The organism is Methylomicrobium album BG8 (genome assembly GCF_000214275.2).
GTDB classification, from domain to species: Bacteria; Pseudomonadota; Gammaproteobacteria; order Methylococcales; family Methylomonadaceae; genus Methylomicrobium; species Methylomicrobium agile.
Genome location: NZ_CM001475.1, coordinates 150,592 through 167,757, shown reverse-complemented (window position 1 = coordinate 167,757; position 17,166 = coordinate 150,592). Strand labels below are relative to the sequence as shown.

Annotated in this window: 20 protein-coding genes; 13 read left to right on the top strand and 7 right to left on the bottom strand. The window is 54.5% G+C overall.

What is annotated here, in order from left to right; genetic code table 11:
* Positions 1–47 precede the first annotated feature (47 nt).
* From METAL_RS00820 to METAL_RS00800, 6 genes are all read left to right on the top strand, one after another.
* The gene (locus METAL_RS00820) at positions 48–446 is read left to right on the top strand and encodes a hypothetical protein (RefSeq protein ID WP_005368675.1); all 399 of its coding nucleotides are present in this window, start codon (positions 48–50) and stop codon (positions 444–446) included.
* A gap of 85 nt (positions 447–531) precedes the next feature.
* Positions 532–1,380 carry an HvfB family MNIO-type RiPP peptide maturase gene (locus tag METAL_RS00815; RefSeq protein ID WP_005368673.1) on the top strand — a complete coding sequence of 283 codons (849 nt, stop codon included), beginning with the start codon at positions 532–534 and terminating at the stop codon, positions 1,378–1,380.
* A gap of 6 nt (positions 1,381–1,386) precedes the next feature.
* Complete coding sequence (locus METAL_RS00810) at positions 1,387–2,142, top strand: HvfC family RiPP maturation protein (RefSeq protein WP_005368671.1); 756 nt, start codon at positions 1,387–1,389, stop codon at positions 2,140–2,142.
* Positions 2,143–2,350: 208 nt separating this feature from the next.
* A complete protein-coding gene (locus METAL_RS20275; RefSeq protein WP_005368669.1) occupies positions 2,351–3,187 on the top strand; it encodes a DNA adenine methylase in 837 nt (278 codons plus the stop codon).
* A 9-nt stretch (positions 3,188–3,196) separates the two neighbouring features.
* Entirely contained in the window at positions 3,197–3,880 is a 684-nt protein-coding gene (locus tag METAL_RS20270) for a hypothetical protein (protein ID WP_005368667.1), read from the top strand.
* Positions 3,877–5,055, top strand: a complete 1,179-nt coding sequence (locus METAL_RS00800) for a DGQHR domain-containing protein (RefSeq protein ID WP_005368666.1) — start codon at positions 3,877–3,879, stop codon at positions 5,053–5,055. Before METAL_RS20270 ends, METAL_RS00800 begins: the two co-directional genes overlap by 4 nt.
* 288 nt (positions 5,056–5,343) lie before the next feature.
* Here the strand turns inward: METAL_RS00800 and METAL_RS00795 are convergent, their stop codons facing one another.
* Together METAL_RS00795 and METAL_RS00790 are read right to left on the bottom strand one after the other, a co-directional pair.
* Entirely contained in the window at positions 5,344–5,898 is a 555-nt protein-coding gene (locus METAL_RS00795) for a hypothetical protein (protein ID WP_005368664.1), read from the bottom strand.
* Between the two features lie 119 nt (positions 5,899–6,017).
* The gene (locus METAL_RS00790) at positions 6,018–6,800 is read right to left on the bottom strand and encodes a TIGR01458 family HAD-type hydrolase (RefSeq protein ID WP_005368662.1); all 783 of its coding nucleotides are present in this window, start codon (positions 6,798–6,800) and stop codon (positions 6,018–6,020) included.
* Positions 6,801–7,019: 219 nt separating this feature from the next.
* On the opposite strand from METAL_RS00790, the gene METAL_RS00785 reads away from it, so the two are divergent.
* A complete protein-coding gene (locus METAL_RS00785) occupies positions 7,020–7,922 on the top strand; it encodes a PA0069 family radical SAM protein (RefSeq protein ID WP_245549437.1) in 903 nt (300 codons plus the stop codon).
* 307 nt (positions 7,923–8,229) lie between these two features.
* Here METAL_RS00785 and METAL_RS00780 read toward each other — a convergent pair whose 3' ends face one another.
* A complete protein-coding gene (locus METAL_RS00780) occupies positions 8,230–8,880 on the bottom strand; it encodes a glutathione S-transferase family protein (protein ID WP_005368656.1) in 651 nt (216 codons plus the stop codon).
* 112 nt (positions 8,881–8,992) lie between these two features.
* Between METAL_RS00780 and METAL_RS00775 the strand changes: the two genes are divergently transcribed.
* The 6 genes from METAL_RS00775 to METAL_RS19680 all read left to right on the top strand — a co-directional run bounded on the left by METAL_RS00775 (position 8,993) and on the right by METAL_RS19680 (position 14,198).
* The gene (locus METAL_RS00775; protein WP_005368654.1) at positions 8,993–9,562 is read left to right on the top strand and encodes a TetR/AcrR family transcriptional regulator; all 570 of its coding nucleotides are present in this window, start codon (positions 8,993–8,995) and stop codon (positions 9,560–9,562) included.
* Between the two features lie 56 nt (positions 9,563–9,618).
* Entirely contained in the window at positions 9,619–10,287 is a 669-nt protein-coding gene (locus METAL_RS00770) for a hypothetical protein (protein ID WP_005368652.1), read from the top strand.
* Positions 10,288–10,461: 174 nt separating this feature from the next.
* Positions 10,462–10,644: a hypothetical protein gene (locus METAL_RS00765; RefSeq protein WP_005368650.1), complete on the top strand. Its 183-nt coding sequence runs from the start codon at positions 10,462–10,464 to the stop codon at positions 10,642–10,644.
* A gap of 287 nt (positions 10,645–10,931) precedes the next feature.
* On the top strand, positions 10,932–12,140 hold the full coding sequence (locus METAL_RS00760; RefSeq protein WP_005368648.1) for a hypothetical protein: 1,209 nt from the start codon (positions 10,932–10,934) through the stop codon (positions 12,138–12,140).
* 139 nt (positions 12,141–12,279) lie between these two features.
* Positions 12,280–13,113 carry a DUF4198 domain-containing protein gene (locus tag METAL_RS00755; protein ID WP_005368646.1) on the top strand — a complete coding sequence of 278 codons (834 nt, stop codon included), beginning with the start codon at positions 12,280–12,282 and terminating at the stop codon, positions 13,111–13,113.
* The gene (locus tag METAL_RS19680) at positions 13,110–14,198 is read left to right on the top strand and encodes a HupE/UreJ family protein (protein ID WP_005368644.1); all 1,089 of its coding nucleotides are present in this window, start codon (positions 13,110–13,112) and stop codon (positions 14,196–14,198) included. Before METAL_RS00755 ends, METAL_RS19680 begins: the two co-directional genes overlap by 4 nt.
* A 422-nt stretch (positions 14,199–14,620) precedes the next feature.
* On the opposite strand, the gene METAL_RS00745 is transcribed toward METAL_RS19680, so the two are convergent.
* Genes METAL_RS00745 through METAL_RS00730 form a run of 4 tightly spaced genes read right to left on the bottom strand, consistent with a single transcriptional unit; the run spans position 14,621 to position 17,157 of the window.
* A complete protein-coding gene (locus METAL_RS00745; protein ID WP_005368642.1) occupies positions 14,621–15,061 on the bottom strand; it encodes a phage virion morphogenesis protein in 441 nt (146 codons plus the stop codon).
* Positions 15,062–15,063: 2 nt separating this feature from the next.
* A complete protein-coding gene (locus METAL_RS00740; protein WP_005368639.1) occupies positions 15,064–15,243 on the bottom strand; it encodes a hypothetical protein in 180 nt (59 codons plus the stop codon).
* Positions 15,240–16,640: a phage head morphogenesis protein gene (locus METAL_RS20265; protein ID WP_005368638.1), complete on the bottom strand. Its 1,401-nt coding sequence runs from the start codon at positions 16,638–16,640 to the stop codon at positions 15,240–15,242. Before METAL_RS20265 ends, METAL_RS00740 begins: the two co-directional genes overlap by 4 nt.
* Before the next feature lie 25 nt (positions 16,641–16,665).
* On the bottom strand, positions 16,666–17,157 hold the full coding sequence (locus METAL_RS00730; RefSeq protein ID WP_040578260.1) for a phage portal protein family protein: 492 nt from the start codon (positions 17,155–17,157) through the stop codon (positions 16,666–16,668).
* Between the last annotated feature and the right edge of the window lie 9 nt (positions 17,158–17,166).

Genomic DNA, 17,166 nt, shown 5'->3' with positions numbered 1-17,166 from the left:
CGGCCGGTTTCCTGGCTGAAAATATTATGAGTAAACGAGGAGTCACAATGAAAAAAATGAACAAATCGCCTTTGGCCGCTGCGATGGGTGCTGCGATTATTTCCACCGCGACCGTCACCGCGCATGCGGAAGCCAATCCGTTCGGCATGACCGAACTGAACGGCGGCTACATGCAACTGGCGGCCGGCGAGATGGCCTGCGGCGCGAACATGGGCGGCATGGATAAATCGAATATGCAGCCGCCGCAAAACAAAACCGCGGAAGGCGCCTGCGCCGGCCAAAAATCCACTGCCGCGCCGGCACCGGCCAAAGCCGCCGAAGGCCAATGCGGCGAAGGTAAATGCGGCGGCATGATGGACGACGGCAAAATGAAATCAGGCATGGAAAGCGTCTGCGGCGCGATGATGAAGGGGCAAGAAGGCTCTTGCGGCGCTACGAAAAAATAATTCCGCCTGAATCTGAGGGAGCGGTGTTTTCTCCGCTTCCTTTCTGCTTTAATTTCATTGAACGAACTTCTTCTTTCGTTTTTTTATGTCGAACTTTCGCGTTCAAGGGGCGGGGCTCGGGCTGAGGCGCTCATTGCTCGCCGAGATCGCCAATCATCCCCCGCTGCAGACCGTCGGTTTCTATGAGGTCGCCCCGGAGAACTGGATCACGCTCGGCGGCCGCTACGCAAAACAATTCCGCTCCCTGACCGAACGCTTCGATTTCGTCTGCCACGGCCTGTCGCTGTCGCTCGGCAGCAGCGATCCGCTCGACGAAAAGCTGGTGCTGGACATCAAAGCGTTCATGGCCGAACACGGGATCAAGCTGTACAGCGAACATTTGAGCTATTGCAGCCATAACGGCCATCTTTACGACCTGATGCCGATCCCGTTTACCGAAGAGGCGGTCAGGCATGTGGCAGGCCGGATCAAGCGCGTGCAGGAACTGCTCGAACAGCGCATCGCGATCGAGAACGTGTCGTACTATGCCGCGCCCGGCCAGGAAATGGCCGAAATCGATTTTTTCAATGCGATCGTCCAGGAAGCCGACTGCGACATCCTGCTCGACATCAACAACATCTACGTGAACAGCGTCAACCACGGCTACGACGCCGAAGCCTTTTTAAGGGCAGTGCCGGGCCAAAGGATCGCTTACGCGCATATCGCCGGGCACTATGTCGAGGCCGAAGACTTTCTGGTCGACACACACGGCGCGGCAGTGATCGATCCGGTCTGGAAACTGCTCGGCAAGGCCTACGAACTGTACGGCGTGTTTCCGACCCTGCTCGAACGCGATTTCAACCTGCCGCCGCTGGCCGAACTGCTCAAGGAAGTCGAGACGATCAAGGCGATCCAGGACGCCTGGCGCAGCGAACATGCGAAACGCTCGGCCTGATTGACGATGGGCGCCGATTTCAAAGCTAGGCAGCAGGCGTTTTCCGATTATCTGCGCAATCCGGAAAGCCATCCCGCGCCCAGCGACGTGAAACCCGAACGGATGGCGATGTACCGGGAACTGTTCTTCAACAACATCGACAACTTCCTGGCCGTCAATTTCCCGGTGCTGCGTAAGATTCTAAGCAATGCGCAGTGGCGCGAACTGGGGCAGGATTTTTATGCGCGCCATACCTGCGCCACCCCTTATTTCTCCGAAATCGCCGAGGAATTTCTCGATTATCTGCAAACCGAGCGGGACCATCCTTCCGACCCGCCGTTCATGCTCGAACTGGCTCACTACGAATGGGCCGAAATGGCGCTGTCGATCGCGAAAGAGGAAGCGCCATTCAATCCGCCGTTTTCCGGCGACTGGTCCGAAGCAACCCTGCAACTCTCGCCGCTCGCCTGGCCTTTGGCCTACCGCTTTCCGGTGCACCGGATATCGCCCGACTACCAGCCGCCGGAGCCCTCCGGACAGCCGACATTCCTGATCGTGTACCGAAACTACGAAGATGAAGTCCGCTTCCTCGAAATCACACCGGTTACCTACCAACTGCTCGCCTTGATCCAGGAACAGCCGGGCCAGACGGCTGCCTCTTACCTCCAATCAGTGGTGGAGCAGCTAAAGCACCCGCAGCCCGAGGTTATTTACGAGAGTGGGCTTAAGATCGTGCAGGACCTGACGGCCAAACATATCATCCTTCTGGGCACCCATAAGTAGGATCGATTTGCCGAAGGCAAACCATCCTTTGGAGTTCCTGCATGTTTCTGGTGGATTGCTGCGAATCCGCATTCTGTGTTGACTGTGGCAATAAAACTCAGGATACTGCTGCAACGTTAGATTAAATGTACCATATCTAGCTTCTTTGAATGATGAGAGGCTAATATGAGATGTCTTTTGTTAATTTGATTCTACCTTTTTAAAATGCATGGAAGAACCTATAGTTATTAATCTAAAACTTAATCAAATTACGTTACCTCCACCATTTCTTAAGTGGGCGGGAGGCAAAAGGTGGGTTTCTAGTCGTATTGTTGAAATGATTGCTCCACTTACGGGTAAGTATATTGAGCCATTTCTAGGGAGCGGTGCAGTTTTTTTTGCATTGAGGCCAGCCCAAGCGCTACTTTCGGATATTAATTTTGAATTGATCAATGCATATAACGCAATAAAGATCAACCCAGAAAACGTTTTAGCGCTTTTACGTGAGCATCAGGCTCATCATTCAAAAGATTATTACTATCGAATTCGCAGCTATAAGCCGAGTTGTATGTTCCATATGGCAGCACGGTTTATTTATTTAAATCGTACATGCTGGAACGGGCTATATCGGGTAAATCGCAATGGAGAATTTAACGTTCCAGTTGGTACAAAGTCGAGCGTTCTTATGTCGACAGATAACTGGTTTGCAATATCGGGTATATTACAATCGGCAAAGCTTGTTTGTGGCGATTTCGAGGATTCAATTGACGTTGCGGAAAAAGGGGATTTAGTTTTTGCCGATCCTCCTTATACAGTGAAGCACAACCTGAATGGATTTATAAAATATAACGATGCACTTTTTTCATGGGGTGATCAGATTCGCTTACGTGATGCGTTGGTGCGTGCAAAGCTTAGAGGAGTCAGAGTTATCGTTACAAATGCACATCATGCATCTATTCGAGAACTTTACCAAGAGCACTTTCTTTTAGAATCAGTAACACGAGCAAGTGTATTGGCAGGTTCGTCGGCACATCGTGGTCGTTTTGAAGAATTGTTGATTTATTGAGAATTCCTTATGTCTATGGAAGAAATACGAATATGCAAAACCAAATTTTTTAGCTCATTATTTCATCTTTGGTTAAATTTAATTGGTTATTTATCACATCTCTGGCTAATTGGATCGTTGTTTAAAGCGGGTCGTAAAACATACGCAGGAGCTTTATATGAATTTACATATTTGCTCTTATGGTCGATTTTACCATTTGGTTTAGGTGCGCTAACGCTTTACGTGGCTTCTGATGATCAAGGTAAAAGTTTCATAGACTTTTGGTTAAGTACTTTTCGAAATGGCGAACTTTTGGTTTTTACAATCTCAATGCTTGCCCCGATCTTGTATCTGACACTTCATGAACCTGATCAAGCCGGACAATTTCCACATAAATTGCCCATATCAACTGTTGTTGCATTGATTGTAGTCACCTGTGCGGCTCTTTTTGCGCTATTAAAGGCACATGCGGTTAAAGACATAGACTTTGTATTTAAACTTTCTGTAATTTTGACACTACTAGCTCTTGCATTTCGCTATTTGGCACTTGTTTATCATAGACTACGAATGCCCCAAATTACTGAGAACGAGTTACGTTCAGCACAAGATGACTTCGTAAATGATTATCGGAAACACGTTGAAGATACGGAACCTCACCACAATGTAGAGGATTTTATGAGGGGTTTCGAAAATCATTTAGGAGGCCAACAATGAGTTTATTTGACTCCGAGAGCCCAATAGAATTTTCCGTTCCTGCCATTTCAATTCGACAGCCTATTGGCGATTTTTTGATTGCCTCTATTCCTTCGAAACTTCTATGTGAAATTGCATATTTTGACGTCCGTCGCATGTTGAAGGAGCGAGATATCGAAACATATCTTGGTATCCAACGTCCTCTTAGCCAAACACGAGTGACCCAACTCCAAACATATGTAAAGACAGTTGATGCTTGTTTTCCTACGGCAGTTATTTTGGCTGTTGAAGGCAGGAGTGCTAGTTTTAATCCTGTAAATAATACGCTGACATTGCGCAATGACCCGAACCCAGAAGACGGATTGGAACCGATTTACTATCGTAATATTGCCAAAGTTCTAGATGGGCAGCATAGAATTGCGGGATTGATGGGTTATCTAAAAGATGATTTTCAAGTGAATGTAAGCATTTTTATTGATATCGATATTGAAGATCAGGCTTATATTTTTTCTACTGTTAATTTAGCACAAACCAAGGTAAACCGTAGTTTAGCGTATGACTTATCTGAGTTAACTAAAACCAGAAGTCCGCAAAAGACTTGTCATAATATAGCCGTCGCATTGGATCAGCTTGAATCTAGTCCACTTTTCCGACGAGTTAAACGGCTTGGAACTGCAACTCCAGGCCGAGATTTTGAGAGGCTTAACCAAGCAACATTTGTTGAGGCATTGATGCCGTTCATTTCTGCAGATCCGGCGCTTGATCGAGATATTCTGAAACGAGGAAATAAGCTACCTTCTCCAAATCAGGCAGAGATTCAAAAGTATCCATTAAGGCCTCTTTTTGTTGATAACGAAGACATGAAGATCGCCGATGTGCTCTTCCGATATTTCTCATCTGCTCGGGATAGATGGCCAAATGCTTGGGCATCAGATGAGAAAGGGCTAATTCTAAATAAAACAAATGGATTTAAAGCTCTTATGCGAACCTTGATGGTAATTTGCAGAGTATTTCAGCCTCCGCCTCATAAGAAACTGCCTGTAAAAGAGGATTTTGATGCCTTATTTGCAAAAGTACAACTAGAAGATAAAGATTTTACTGTGGATAACTTCAAACCAGGTACTAGTGGTGAGAGTACGCTTTATCACATATTGGTAAGCGATATGAGACTTGATGGCCAAATGAATTTGTTTTAATTGTCGTATTATCCAAATATAAAGAGCAATATATCAAAGAAGCCCATCATTTGCGAATGGTGGGTGGCTCTGATTTCGGGTATTCAAAATCGTCTATTTGATTCTTTCAGCACGATAGGATGGGCTGAGGTACGAAGCCCATCAATCGCGAACGATGGGCTTCCTCCTTCGTCAGCCCATCTACGGGGCTAAATTGCGATTAATTAAGCGCGTCCTAAATATTCAAAAACTCAACTCTTTTCGCTGGTACACATGAATAGTTGAATGGATATCGAAAGTCAAAATCATCTATTTGATTTTCCCAAAAGTCATCGAGTTTCTGAGGGCTTCGATAAATCGGCCGATATAGAGCCGAGGGCGATACAGCCGAATTTTGAACCATGCTTTGACCTGTTTAAGCCGTGCCGCGATTCTTTGATGAATAGCGCTGAGCTTGATCTTTTCGATGATCGACAGGATCAATTCATAAGACCGTTTAAACCAGCCGAACGTCATCAGTTTTTCTTTCGAAATGCGGAACAGCCAGAAGGTAAACGCGGCGACCGGAATCTTGCCGGCGTAGAGCATCGTTCCGGCGATCACCTTTCCTGTGCCGATCAGTTGCAGCGCGAAAAGCCCCAGCAGCTCTACCTGGACGAATAAAACCAGAAACACCGCCAGCAGCACATGGCGGTCGAGTCCCCGGATAAACTCTTCGGGTTTTTGCAGGATTGCCAGGCTATGGATAAACCGGTAAATGGGCTCGGCGATATTTTCCCAGACCAGCTCTTCCAGGACGATATAGACGGTTACGAGTATTCCCAGAACAATATCGGTGATTTTGGCGAAGAGTTTTTTTAGCATGGTACGATTTCCGAAAACATCATTGTCAAACGCTTGATTATAGGAACTCAATTCAGTTTGAAAGGTTTAAGCCGCGTCGTAAACAGAAGCCGATCGGCAGTCCGTATTGCGCTTCACGGCTACAACCCCGGCAAAAGATTGGGCAGTTTGGCAACGGAAGGAATGATCAGGCCCGGAACGATTTGGCTGTTTTCCGCATAATCCTGCCGGTATTTGCCGGTTTTGACCAGGATGCCGGTCAGGCCCGCGCGCTGTCCGCCGCCGACGTCGGCGTCGATGTCGTCGCCGACGATCGCGACCTGCTCTGGAGGCATTCCCAGTTCGTTCAGGGCCGCCTTGAAAAAATCGGACGAGGGTTTGCCGATGATCGTCGCCTGCTTCCGGCTGGCGTATTCCAGGCCGCTGACGAAGGCGCCGATGTCCAGCTGCAGGCCGCGTTCGGTCTGCCAGAAACGGTTTTTATGGATCGCGATCAGTTCGGCGCCGCCGATCAGCAAGTTGAAGACGTTGTTCAGTAGCGGGTACGACCAGGCATTACCGATGTCGCCGACGATCACGAAATCGGCCTTGCTGTCGGACTGCCTGAGATGCCGGAAGTCTTGCTTGACGTCGTCGGTGAGCAGCAAATGGCAGACCGGGTCGCCAAATTGCCGAAGGTGGATCAGGGCGGCCTGGGGCGCGCTGACGATTTCGTGTTCGTCGATGTCGAAGCCGAAACCGGCCAGTTTTTTGTGCAGCGAAGCGCGGGACAAGGTGCTGGTATTGGTGACGAAGCGGCAGCAGTAGCCGCGCCGCTTGATTTCGCGGACGGCTTCGATGGCGCCGTCCACGGTCCGGGAGCCGACATACAGGACCCCGTCGAGATCGATCAAGATGCCGCGAATCAACGATAAAGGAGTCATCCGAAATTCCGAAGCCAGAAGTTAAAAGATAAGCGATGAACCACGACGAGCATAATACGCTTCCTCCGCAGGCTCGCAAAGGGCGCGGTGCTTTGAGCATCCGTACGGGGCGCTTCGAGAGCGCCACGAAAGAGGCGTTCGACGACGGCTGGGGCAGCCTTGATGAGCGGCCGGCGCGCGTTCCAACGACGTTGAGCGTCGATACGGCGAAGACGGTGATTGCGTACAACCAGTCGCCGGACGTGCCGTTCGACCGCTCGATCAACCCGTACCGCGGCTGCGAGCACGGCTGCGCCTATTGTTTCGCCCCCCGGCCATGCCTATCTGGGACTGTCGCCGGGGCTCGATTTCGAAACCCGGCTGTTTTACAAGCCCGATGCGCCCGAACGGCTGCGCGAAGAGCTCGGCGCCCGCCGCTACCGTGCGGCTCCGATCGCGCTGGGCATCAATACCGACGCCTACCAGCCGGTCGAACGCAGGCTTGGCCTGACCCGGCGGATTCTCGAAGTGCTGCAGGAAACCCGGCATCCGGTTTCGATCGTGACCAAGTCCGCGCTGATCGAGCGCGACCTGGACATTTTGGCGGAGATGGCTGCAAACGGCCTGGCGCAGGTTGCGGTCTCGATCACGACGCTAAAGGCCGAGCTGGCGCGCCGCCTGGAACCGCGCGCGGCGGCCCCGCACCGGCGCCTGCAAACGGTCGAGCGCTTGGCGGCGGCCGGCATTCCGGTGTCGGTGCTGGTCGCGCCCTTGATTCCGATACTGAACGACGAAGAGCTCGAAAAGATTCTGAGCGAAAGCCGCCAGGCCGGCGCGGTCGATGCGGGCTACGTACTGCTGCGCCTGCCGCTCGAACTCCGCGATCTGTTCGGCGAATGGCTGCGTACGCATGGGCCGTTGAAGGCCGAGCGCGTACTGCACCGGATTTTCGAGGCGCGCGGCGGCAAGGCCTATGATTCGGCTTTCGGGACGCGGATGACCGGTACCGGCGAATACGCCGGCCTGCTCGGCCAGCGCTTCAGGCTGGCCTATAAACGGCTGGCTTTTCCCGGTTCGCCCGGCTTCAATCAGGACCTGTTCCGGCCACCGCTTCCGGGGGGCCAGACGGACTTGTTCCGGTAAGTGCAATGCCGCTAAGGATTTGGGCGGAAATAACTTCCCGGTTTTACCCTGTTCGCATTGCGTAGCTTTTTAGCGCCTATGCGTTCAGTCCCCCTCTTTGAAAAAGAGGGGTTAGGGGAGATTTTTTTAATAAATCCCCCTCGATCCCCCTTTTTCAAAGGGGGAAGCCCAGTAGGTTGGGTTAGGCGCCAGCCGTAACCCAACGCTCGAAGCCGAATCCCGTTGGGTTACGCTTCGCTAACCCAACCTACGGGACTTATCCACCCTTCACGCATTAACTTCTTAACGGCATTGCCGGCAAGCCGTCCTATTTTTGCGCAAAAAAGGCCTGGACCGCCGCGTCCCGGCCTTCCGCGACCTGCTTGACGTGAGGCCGGCTTTCCATTTGTTCGAAGTAATCCACGATACCCGGCACATGCGCCGCAACCAGATTCTCGCCGTAAAGCTTTTGCGTCGCCATCCCGATCAGGCCCAGATGCAACCAAGCGACGATGTCGGCCGCGGTGAAGCTTTCGCCAAGCACATAAGGCGAAAAACGCGCCAGACGCATCACACCTTCGAGGCCCGCTTCGACTTTCTGCCTGACTTCGTCCTTGATTTCCTGAGAAACCGGCGCGCCGAACAGCGCCTCTCCGTAAATGCGGCGCGCAACCAGTTCCACGTTCAGCTCCAGATGCTGGATGAACTCCCGGCATTTGGCGCGTTCAAAAACATTGGCCGGATACAGAGGCTGTTCGGGGTAGGTGTCTTCCAGGTATTCGAGGATCGCCTGCGATTCGGACAGGTAACCGCCGTCGGTCTTGATGAACGGGATTTTGCCCAGCGGCGAGCGCTTTAAGACGGCCGCATCCTGGGACGGCCTCACCACCTCTTCGTTGAACGGAATGCCTTTTTCGAGCAGGGCCAGTTTGGTTTTGTTGTAATAGTTGCTGAGCGCGAAACCGTATAAGGTAATCATGAGGTTCATCTCCGGGTTGAGCGTTGAAAAAATAGACTGACCGGTAAGTCATTTGCAATGATACAGACCGGTCGGTATAGTTGCAACTTTATTTCTGCTTTCATTCTTTATCATGTCCAGCAATCTGAAAGAACGCATCCTGCAAACCGCGTCCGAACTGTTTTACCGCCAGGGCATCCGCGCCACCGGCGTCGATGCGATCGTAAAGGCGGCAGGCACCACCAAAATGAGCCTGTACCATTATTTTCCGTCCAAAAACGATCTGGTGCTGGCGCATCTGCAGAAAACCGCCGAGACGATGCGCGAGAAGATTCTGGGCGGCATTGCGGCGCGGGCGTCCGAGCCGAAAGCCCGGCTGCTGGCGGTCTTCGATGTGTTCGGCGAATTGCTGGCATCGGACGGTTTCCGCGGCTGCCCGTTCATCAATGCCGCGACCGAATCGGCGGCCGAGGGCGAACCGTTCAGGCTGGCGTCCGTCGATTTCTACCTGCAATTCCGCCGCCGGCTGACCCAACTGGCGGAAGAGGCGGAGGCGCGGCAGCCCGAACTGTTGGCCCGGCAATTGAGCCTGCTGATTTCCGGCGCGATCGTCGCCGAACAGATGCAGCGCGATTCGGGCGCGATGCAGGCGGCGCGCGCGGCAGCGGAAATCCTGATCAACCGCAGCCTCGATGCAGCGTAGCGGAATCGAGGCGTTTTTTAGAATCCTTTGAATTTTTCACTGCCGGAGCCAGAACCATGCTTTTTCCGATCCGTTGCTTGCTTATCTTTGTTTTGTTAACGGCGGTACCCGGCCATGCGGTACGGGCACAGGAAGTCGCTTTCGACCTCAACCCGCTTCCCCGCGAAGGCCGCACACTCGACGATTTCACCCCGCGCGGGTGGACAGTCGCAGACAAGACGGATGGCGACTTGAACGCGGACGGCATTGCGGATATCGCCGCGATCCTGGTTCCGTCCTCCACCGATTCGACAGCCGAAGAGGGGCCTCGGGTTCTGCTTGCGCTACTCGGCGGGGCTGGCGGAAAGTTTAGGCCCGCCGGGCATAACGGCGGCTTTCTCGTATGTATGCACTGCGGCGGCGTCAAGGAAAGCTCGGGCGTCGAAATCAAAAGAGGCGTGCTGATCGTGCATCAATTAACCGGTTCCCGCGAGTTTACCGATCAAACGTGGCGGTTTCGTTACGATCCGAAGCTCAGTCGCTTCGTGCTGATCGGGAAGGACCGGACCGACGGCGACGGGCTTCTCGGCACCGGCGATAAAGTCAGCTTCAACTATCTGACCGGCTTCAGGATCAGCGAACGCTACCGTTATGATCCCAAGCGCAACCGGGAAATCACGCTGGCTTCGAAAAAAGAAAAAATTCCGAAAACGACCCCTTTTCTTGAAGATGTCGGGATGGAATGAAAAAGTGAGGGATGCGGAAAAACCGGTACAAAAGCCAGGTTTTCGCCGAACCTCGGTAATATTTTCAATTAGGCTGCTCGAAATTCAGAGTGATCAATTAAAATTGGCCGCTTTTTCTCCCTATCTCAAAAGCGATCCGGCAGAAAAGGCGCGGTCGCGATATCCGGTAAATTTATGCGAAAAACGAGGAAGTCCAAGAAAAATACCAAGCAAACCGATCTATTCGAGCTGGTGGCGCACCTGGAACAACTGGAGCAAATAAGCTCGGAGCTGACGATGATCGATGCGCTGGGACAGTTAGAGTTAAGCACGATCGTCGAGAAACAAATAGACTGGGTGGAATTGGATGAAAGTTGAGCCGGAAAGTCCTGTAGGGTTCAAAAACGATTGATTGGCGTATCACTGTACGAAGGCTCAAGAATTAGCCATTATCTTGTGATTGCATTCTGTAAGGATTGCCCCCTTTCGGGTTCTTTAAAACTCCCAATAATCCTAACGGATAGGCAGCTTTTGCAAAAGTCAACGCACGATTGACAAGCCGGAGCCTCGATGTTAGCGTATCGGCGCCAAAAGACGCCAAAAACCGTTCATTTTTCGTTAGAGTCGCTGGTATAAAACCCATCAAGCCGTAAGAGGACGATGATATGAAACTGCGCAGCTGTTATCGATTTTTCTCCGCTAAAACGGCCTGGTTGGCGGCCCTTTTGGCTTTCTCCTGCACTTTTCCACCGGTGCAGGCCTCCGATCACGCCGACCCCGTTCCGCCGATAAAACTTACAGGCCTGGACGACGGGCTGATCGGCCTCAACGGCCTGTACGGCTTCGTCGACGGCGACCGCCTGGTCGTGATGGTCAACGTTGGGCGGGAACTTATCGATGTCCCCAACGATGTGGCGGCAGCAATGCAGGATACGATCTACAAAGTCCATTTCGACACCCACACCCCGGCGACTTTCGACAATCCGCTGATGCTGCAACGGTTCGGCGGCAGCATAGCGCCCGAAGCCTGGCCGAATATCGCGCCGGATGCCTCTATCACGTTCCGACTCCAAAAGAACCCCAAGGGCGGAGTCAGCGCGAACCGGATCGTTTTCCAGTCGGAGCCCGTAACCACCGGTTTGAGCAATCCCGGCAGCATCCAATTCCAGGCAGGGCTGTTTGACGATCCTTTCCTCTTCAATCGGTTCAACAACAAAAATACCGTAGCGATGATAGCCGGCATTCCGCTTTCCTCGTTCGCAGACAAGCCCAGGAACTTCGTGATGTGGGCGACGGCGCACCGAAGCAACGGCACCCAGTTCGATCACGTGGGCCGCGCAGGCCGGACCCAGCAACCCCGGCTGGATTTCCTGAATGCCTTGCCGCCCAGCAAGCACGTTCCGGCGATCGTCGAAGAGCGCAACAAAAACATGATGCAGCAGTCGCTGTTGAAGGCCGTTTTGAACAAGGAGGTTAAAGACTTCATCAATCGCGAACTGTCCACTCGCATTCAACAAATCTTTCAAATTCGCAATTATGACGGCGATATTCCCGACGTGATGATCCTGAACCTGGATCGTCCGATAGGTTATCCGAACGGCAATGTGCCGGGCGACGACGTGGCCAGATACACTTGTATCGAGGGCCTCGGCGAATGCCAATTGTGGGAAATCGCCAGCTTTACCGATGCCTGCCAGCCGCGCCGGACCTATCCGGACAAGCCGCTGTCGAATGCGTTTCCTTATCTCGGCGAGCCTTGGACCAGGCAGATTTCGATGGATGAGATTCAACGACAGTGTCAACTGGAACGCGATAAATTCAACGAGATCGTGGTGCCGGGCTCCCGATTGCAGCTGAAACCGGTCGCCAAGTAGACTGGCGTTCATTATTTATTATGTCGCCCCTAACCAAAGCGGCATATCGTGCGGGGCTTTCTTCCGTGATCGGGAGAAAGTCCCGTCGTCAATCGGCCGGCCGTCCATTAAGACGCGATCCGGGTTAGAAACTCCTGACATGCGCTCGTTTGCAAACTTGTCCTTGCTCATCGGCAGTATCTTCGTATCGCCGAAACTCGCCGCCCACGAATACTGGCTCGCTCCCTCGGCCTACAGCGCCCCGGTCGGGCAAACCCTTGCGGTACAGGCCTATGTCGGCTCGGATTTCAAAGGCGAACTTCGGCCCTTTGCGGCGACCCGCACCGTCCGTTTGGAGGTGCAGACCAAAGAGCGCAAGGACGTCAAATCCCGAGCCATCAACGGCGACCTGGACCTCGCGCACTTGACCGTGGAAGACGAGGGCGGCATCGTGGTGGCCTTCGAGACCCATTTCGTGCCGGTGGAACTGCCGCCCGAAAAATTCGACGAATATTTGCGCCGGGAAGGGCTGGAAGGCCCGCTAAAAGCGCGGGAGGCCTTGGGAGCTGCCGCAGGGCCGGGCCGCGAACGCTATTTGCGCTGCGCCAAAGCCTGGATCGCGGGCAGCGACGACTCCCGCCTCCGAAAGCCGTTCGGGATGCCGCTGGAAATCATTCCGCGCAGCGATCCCCTGGTATCCGGCAAGCTGACGGTACAGGTGCTTTACAACGCGCAACCGCTCGAAGGCATCCGGGTGAAAGCCTGGAACCAGGCGCTGGCCAGCGGCGCTGTTCCGAGAGACCAGATGGCCAGGGGCCCCGTTCAGCCGGTCGCCCAGACACGTACCGATAAGAACGGCGTCGCGATATTAGAAATCGAAGGGCCCGGCGAATGGCTGCTCAGCGCGGTGCACATGCAGCCGAGTGCGGACAAGCAAGCGGCGGACTGGGAAAGCCGCTGGGCTTCGTTGACCTTTGCACGGGTACCAAAATGAAAGCGGGGCTCGCGCTTTTTTATGTCCGGATCGCGCTAACCCTGTTCGGTTTGAACACCGCAGAAGTTTTCGCCCATTCCGAACCGTACAGCCACCTCGACATCCGCCTGGAGCCGGGCCGGGCCCACGGCAAAGTATTGGCGCACATGGTCGACCTCGCCCATGAGGGCGGGCTCGAGAAACCCGAACGCCTGCTCGATCGGGCCTTTGCCGAGCAGAATCTGGTGATTCTGCACAAAGTGCTCGACTCCCACATGCTGGTTAAAATCAACGGAGAGCCGGCGCATTTTGAATGGCAATCCTTCCGGATCGCCCCCAATCGCCGCTCTCTGTCCTTCAACTGGACCTTACCGCTCGCCCGGTCTGCCGGCAAGGTCGAAGTTTCAAGCCCGCTGTTTCCTTACGATCCGCCGCACGAAACCTACCTGAACATTTACGAAAACGGCGAGATTCGTCTTCAAGACCTGCTCGACAGAACCCATCGCAGCACGACTCATTACAGCGGCAGCATCCAGGGCAGGATTGAAGTGGCTCGCGAGTTCGTCGCGCAGGGGATCCACCATATTTTTATCGGCCCCGACCATATCCTATTCATCATCGGCCTGCTGCTGCCGGGCGGCGACCTGCTACGGCTGTTGAAAATCATCACCGCGTTTACCGTCGCCCACAGCGTAACCCTGGCGCTAGCCACGCTGAAACTGGTCAATCTTTCGCCGTCGATTGTGGAGCCGGCCATTGCGCTGAGCATCGTCCTGGTCGGCCTGGAATCACTGTATACACGACTACAGAACCGCCGCGACTACCGCATCGGATTGGCCTTCGCTTTCGGGCTGATCCACGGTTTCGGCTTCGCAGGCGTGCTGTCCGACTTCGGCCTGCCCGAGGGAGCACTGGGATTATCGCTGGCTTCGTTCAATATCGGCGTGGAAATCGGCCAAGCCTGCATCGTACTGATCGTCACTTCCGTTCTGACGCTCCTTGCCGCCCGCCATGCGCGCTATGCCCGGCGCATGGCCTATCTCGGCACACTTGCCACCATCGCCGCCGGCGGGTTTTGGTTCGTGCAGAGAGTGATGGAGGTTTAAAGCCTGAAGACCAGGATATGGCAAAAATCATTTCCCGAAAGGCCGCCTGATTGCGCCCACGCGCTACGCGCGCATGAGGCACCTCGCGGGTGGCAACAACGGGGCAGACACGCTCTTTAAACACCCCTTATGTTGCAAACTCCATCATTCTTTTCAGGGTACGCTGTGCGTACCCTATTCAACCTTTCACGGTACGCACAGCTGAATAGAAATTAGATAAATGAAAGGGGAAAAGCGAGATAAATGGAAATGAAACGAAATGAAGAGGGATAAAACGGAACGAAAAATAAAAATAATTTGCGCAGAGCGAAAATAAAAAAATCAGCGCGCTCGCCCCTCAAAACGGGGTCTTCAGGGCGTGAACAAAGCCCGGATCAAAAACAGCCCTTGCAATGCTCGAAATCCATAGACGATGGCAGAACTCACAGCGCGGCCTGGATATGATCGCGAATGATGTCCAGAATCTCATCCCGATCGTCATCCGATACGCCCAAAAACGGCCGCTCCGGAATATGCCGGCGCGGGTCGCCGTATTGGTGCGTCGCGCCGTACTTCGAACCCGTCCCGAACAACAGCTGATCGGCCGAGACTTCATAATGCAGCGATCTCCGCAAATCACCCTCCAGCGTCAAGATCTTGTCCTGGTTTTTCGGCTTGCGCGCCAGGTAGCTGGGGGACAATTCCTTCCACGGCTCGTCGTCCGGCGCAACCTGTCGACCAAAGCGTTCGTCATGGCTTCTCGTCAAATATTCGCCGATATCCGCGAAAGCGGGCTCCAAATCGCCCGTCAGATCAACCAGGCGCCGCAACAGCTGCTGTACCGCGCGGTCGTCAAACTCAACTTCGATAAATGCGCCGGCCATGATTATTGATTGCGCAACTTCTCAAGGTATTCCAGCTCATCATCCAAGCCGAGATTATCCGGCTCCTCACGATTGCCGCGTGCGTACCCTTCTTCTAATCTGCGCCGCCGCTCTTCTTTGGTTGTGGGCTTCAGCTCTTTCATGGCGCGTTCGAACTTTTCACGGTCTACATTGAATTTCATAATCGAATCCCCTGGTTTTCCAGATAGGCTTGTAAAATCCGCCGCGATCGGCTGCCGGCTGACAAATCGAACACCATCTCCCGTGGACCGCCATGCGTTTGCCACCACGCCCGGCCGGCTTCCGATGCCATCAGGTCCAGTACGCTTCGCGCGGTCCGCAACTCCGGCGGCAACGCGGCGATATCTTGGGCGGTTAGCGGCGCATCGTAGCCCAATCGCGGCCACGTATAATAGCCATTATACGCTTTTTCCTCGAAAGACCCCGCAGCATACGTCTCTATGCTGACGACTCCCAGAGTAGCCAATGTCGCCACTTGCTGCGCAAAACTGCGCGTTCCAATTTTTTGTTTGCGAAATGCCGGCTCCAGCGCAAAATAATCGTTATGCATGACAAGACCGCTCACATCCGCCTGCAAATGCCGCAGCATCGCGTTTTGTAACAATGGTCCGGTTGCCTCGAATTCATAGGCATTATCGACGGCTATCAATTCGATCACGCTGCCATCCGGTGCGCCCATCATACTGGCCGCCCCAGCCGCATCTATACCCAATTTTGGCATCACCCCATCCGGATCGCGCACCTCCACGCGACCGTTGAAATACTTGTCCGTCAGAGGGTCGCGGCTGCTCAAAAACGCCTTCAGCTCATCCCCCATCGCCGGCGGCAATCCCTCGGCCTTGCGCAACGCCTGCTCCCGCACCACGTCCGCCCGCGACCGCCCCGGCGCATAGTCCCAGAACGGATCGATCCCTTGAGGAAAGCGGTGAATCTCGCCGGTCTTCGGATCGGTCCAATCGTAGTGGCCGTCATCCGGCGGCGTGTCCGGCCCGGTCTTGCCCAGCTTGCGCAAGTCGCGCTCGGACAAGGCGAACATCCGGCACTTGCAGCCCCAGCCGTTGGGCGGCCAGTGCGTCTGCACCCAGGGATCGTCCTGCGCCACCACCAGGCCATCCCAGCTGACGTGCAGCTCCCGCGGATGGATCGACGCATCGGAATGGCGATAGATCAGGTACGGCCGGAATTTTTTGACCGCCTGCACCTGTGCCCAGCGCCCGGCCTGGTACGAGGCGTGCAGATTGGTCTCGTAGATCACCCGCGCCCGCCACGCCCGGCCGGCTTGGGTGTCTTCGCCGGTCCAGCCCGTCCAGCCGCGGGCCGCCACGATCGCTTCGAAATCGCGGGTAAACTCGGCCAGCGTGGTGCCTTGCTCGATAGCCTTGGTCACCGCCTGGTGCAGATCGCTCAGCAGATCGGCCTGCATGGCCCCGGCGACGGTAAACGCCGTATCGTGCTGCTCGCGGACAAGATCGTTCCAGCGCTCGGTCGGGACCAGCTCTTTGGCGCGCCAAAACGCAATCTGTTCCTTGAACGGCAGCGAGCCGTACCGGACACCCATTACCGCAGACTCGGACGCGTCGTCATCAACGCCCCTCGTTCACATCGCCCCGGCCGGCCAACTCCGCCGCTAAAAACGCCTCGGCGAACACCGCCGCCAGCGCTTCTTTGTCCCAGGCCGGAAAGATCTCCGCCAGCCGCTCCCGCACTTCGAGCAGGTCCGCGGACGAATGCAGCACGCCGCGCACCGCCTCCATCAGCCCATCGACCGCCGGTTGCGCGGCGCGCTCCAACAGAGCCACCATCTCGCCCGGCGGATCGTCGAGCGGACGGGCTTCGGCAAATTGCGCCTTTGGATTATCGGCCTTCCGCCCGGCGTTATCCGGCCGGGCGGGCAGACGGTTTGCCAGCGCCACCGGGTCATCCGCGGCGGCATTGGCGTCGGGCTTCGCCTCGAATTCGCCGCCATACGTATCCTTGACGTATTGCAGCGTCGGCTTATAGCCCATATCGAATATCACTTTGTCGCGATCGGCGCGGGCCTTCAAATCTTCCGGTTCTTCGACTTCGCGCCACACGCGCGGCGG

Bases quoted from the DNA above. Each gene is read 5' to 3' on its own strand.
- METAL_RS20270 (WP_005368667.1), top strand. From the start codon at position 3,197: ATGTCTATGGAAGAAATACGAATATGCAAAACCAAATTTTTTAGCTCA.
- METAL_RS00760 (WP_005368648.1), top strand. From the start codon at position 10,932: ATGAAACTGCGCAGCTGTTATCGATTTTTCTCCGCTAAAACGGCCTGG.
- METAL_RS00775 (WP_005368654.1), top strand. From the start codon at position 8,993: ATGTCCAGCAATCTGAAAGAACGCATCCTGCAAACCGCGTCCGAACTG.
- METAL_RS00815 (WP_005368673.1), top strand. From the start codon at position 532: ATGTCGAACTTTCGCGTTCAAGGGGCGGGGCTCGGGCTGAGGCGCTCA.
- METAL_RS00810 (WP_005368671.1), top strand. From the start codon at position 1,387: ATGGGCGCCGATTTCAAAGCTAGGCAGCAGGCGTTTTCCGATTATCTG.
- METAL_RS00765 (WP_005368650.1), top strand. From the start codon at position 10,462: ATGCGAAAAACGAGGAAGTCCAAGAAAAATACCAAGCAAACCGATCTA.
- METAL_RS20265 (WP_005368638.1), bottom strand. From the start codon at position 16,640: ATGGGTGTCCGGTACGGCTCGCTGCCGTTCAAGGAACAGATTGCGTTT.
- METAL_RS20275 (WP_005368669.1), top strand. From the start codon at position 2,351: ATGGAAGAACCTATAGTTATTAATCTAAAACTTAATCAAATTACGTTA.
- METAL_RS00770 (WP_005368652.1), top strand. From the start codon at position 9,619: ATGCTTTTTCCGATCCGTTGCTTGCTTATCTTTGTTTTGTTAACGGCG.
- METAL_RS00790 (WP_005368662.1), bottom strand. From the start codon at position 6,800: ATGACTCCTTTATCGTTGATTCGCGGCATCTTGATCGATCTCGACGGG.
- METAL_RS00745 (WP_005368642.1), bottom strand. From the start codon at position 15,061: ATGGCCGGCGCATTTATCGAAGTTGAGTTTGACGACCGCGCGGTACAG.
- METAL_RS00800 (WP_005368666.1), top strand. From the start codon at position 3,877: ATGAGTTTATTTGACTCCGAGAGCCCAATAGAATTTTCCGTTCCTGCC.
- METAL_RS00740 (WP_005368639.1), bottom strand. From the start codon at position 15,243: ATGAAATTCAATGTAGACCGTGAAAAGTTCGAACGCGCCATGAAAGAG.
- METAL_RS19680 (WP_005368644.1), top strand. From the start codon at position 13,110: ATGAAAGCGGGGCTCGCGCTTTTTTATGTCCGGATCGCGCTAACCCTG.
- METAL_RS00795 (WP_005368664.1), bottom strand. From the start codon at position 5,898: ATGCTAAAAAAACTCTTCGCCAAAATCACCGATATTGTTCTGGGAATA.
- METAL_RS00755 (WP_005368646.1), top strand. From the start codon at position 12,280: ATGCGCTCGTTTGCAAACTTGTCCTTGCTCATCGGCAGTATCTTCGTA.
- METAL_RS00780 (WP_005368656.1), bottom strand. From the start codon at position 8,880: ATGATTACCTTATACGGTTTCGCGCTCAGCAACTATTACAACAAAACC.
- METAL_RS00820 (WP_005368675.1), top strand. From the start codon at position 48: ATGAAAAAAATGAACAAATCGCCTTTGGCCGCTGCGATGGGTGCTGCG.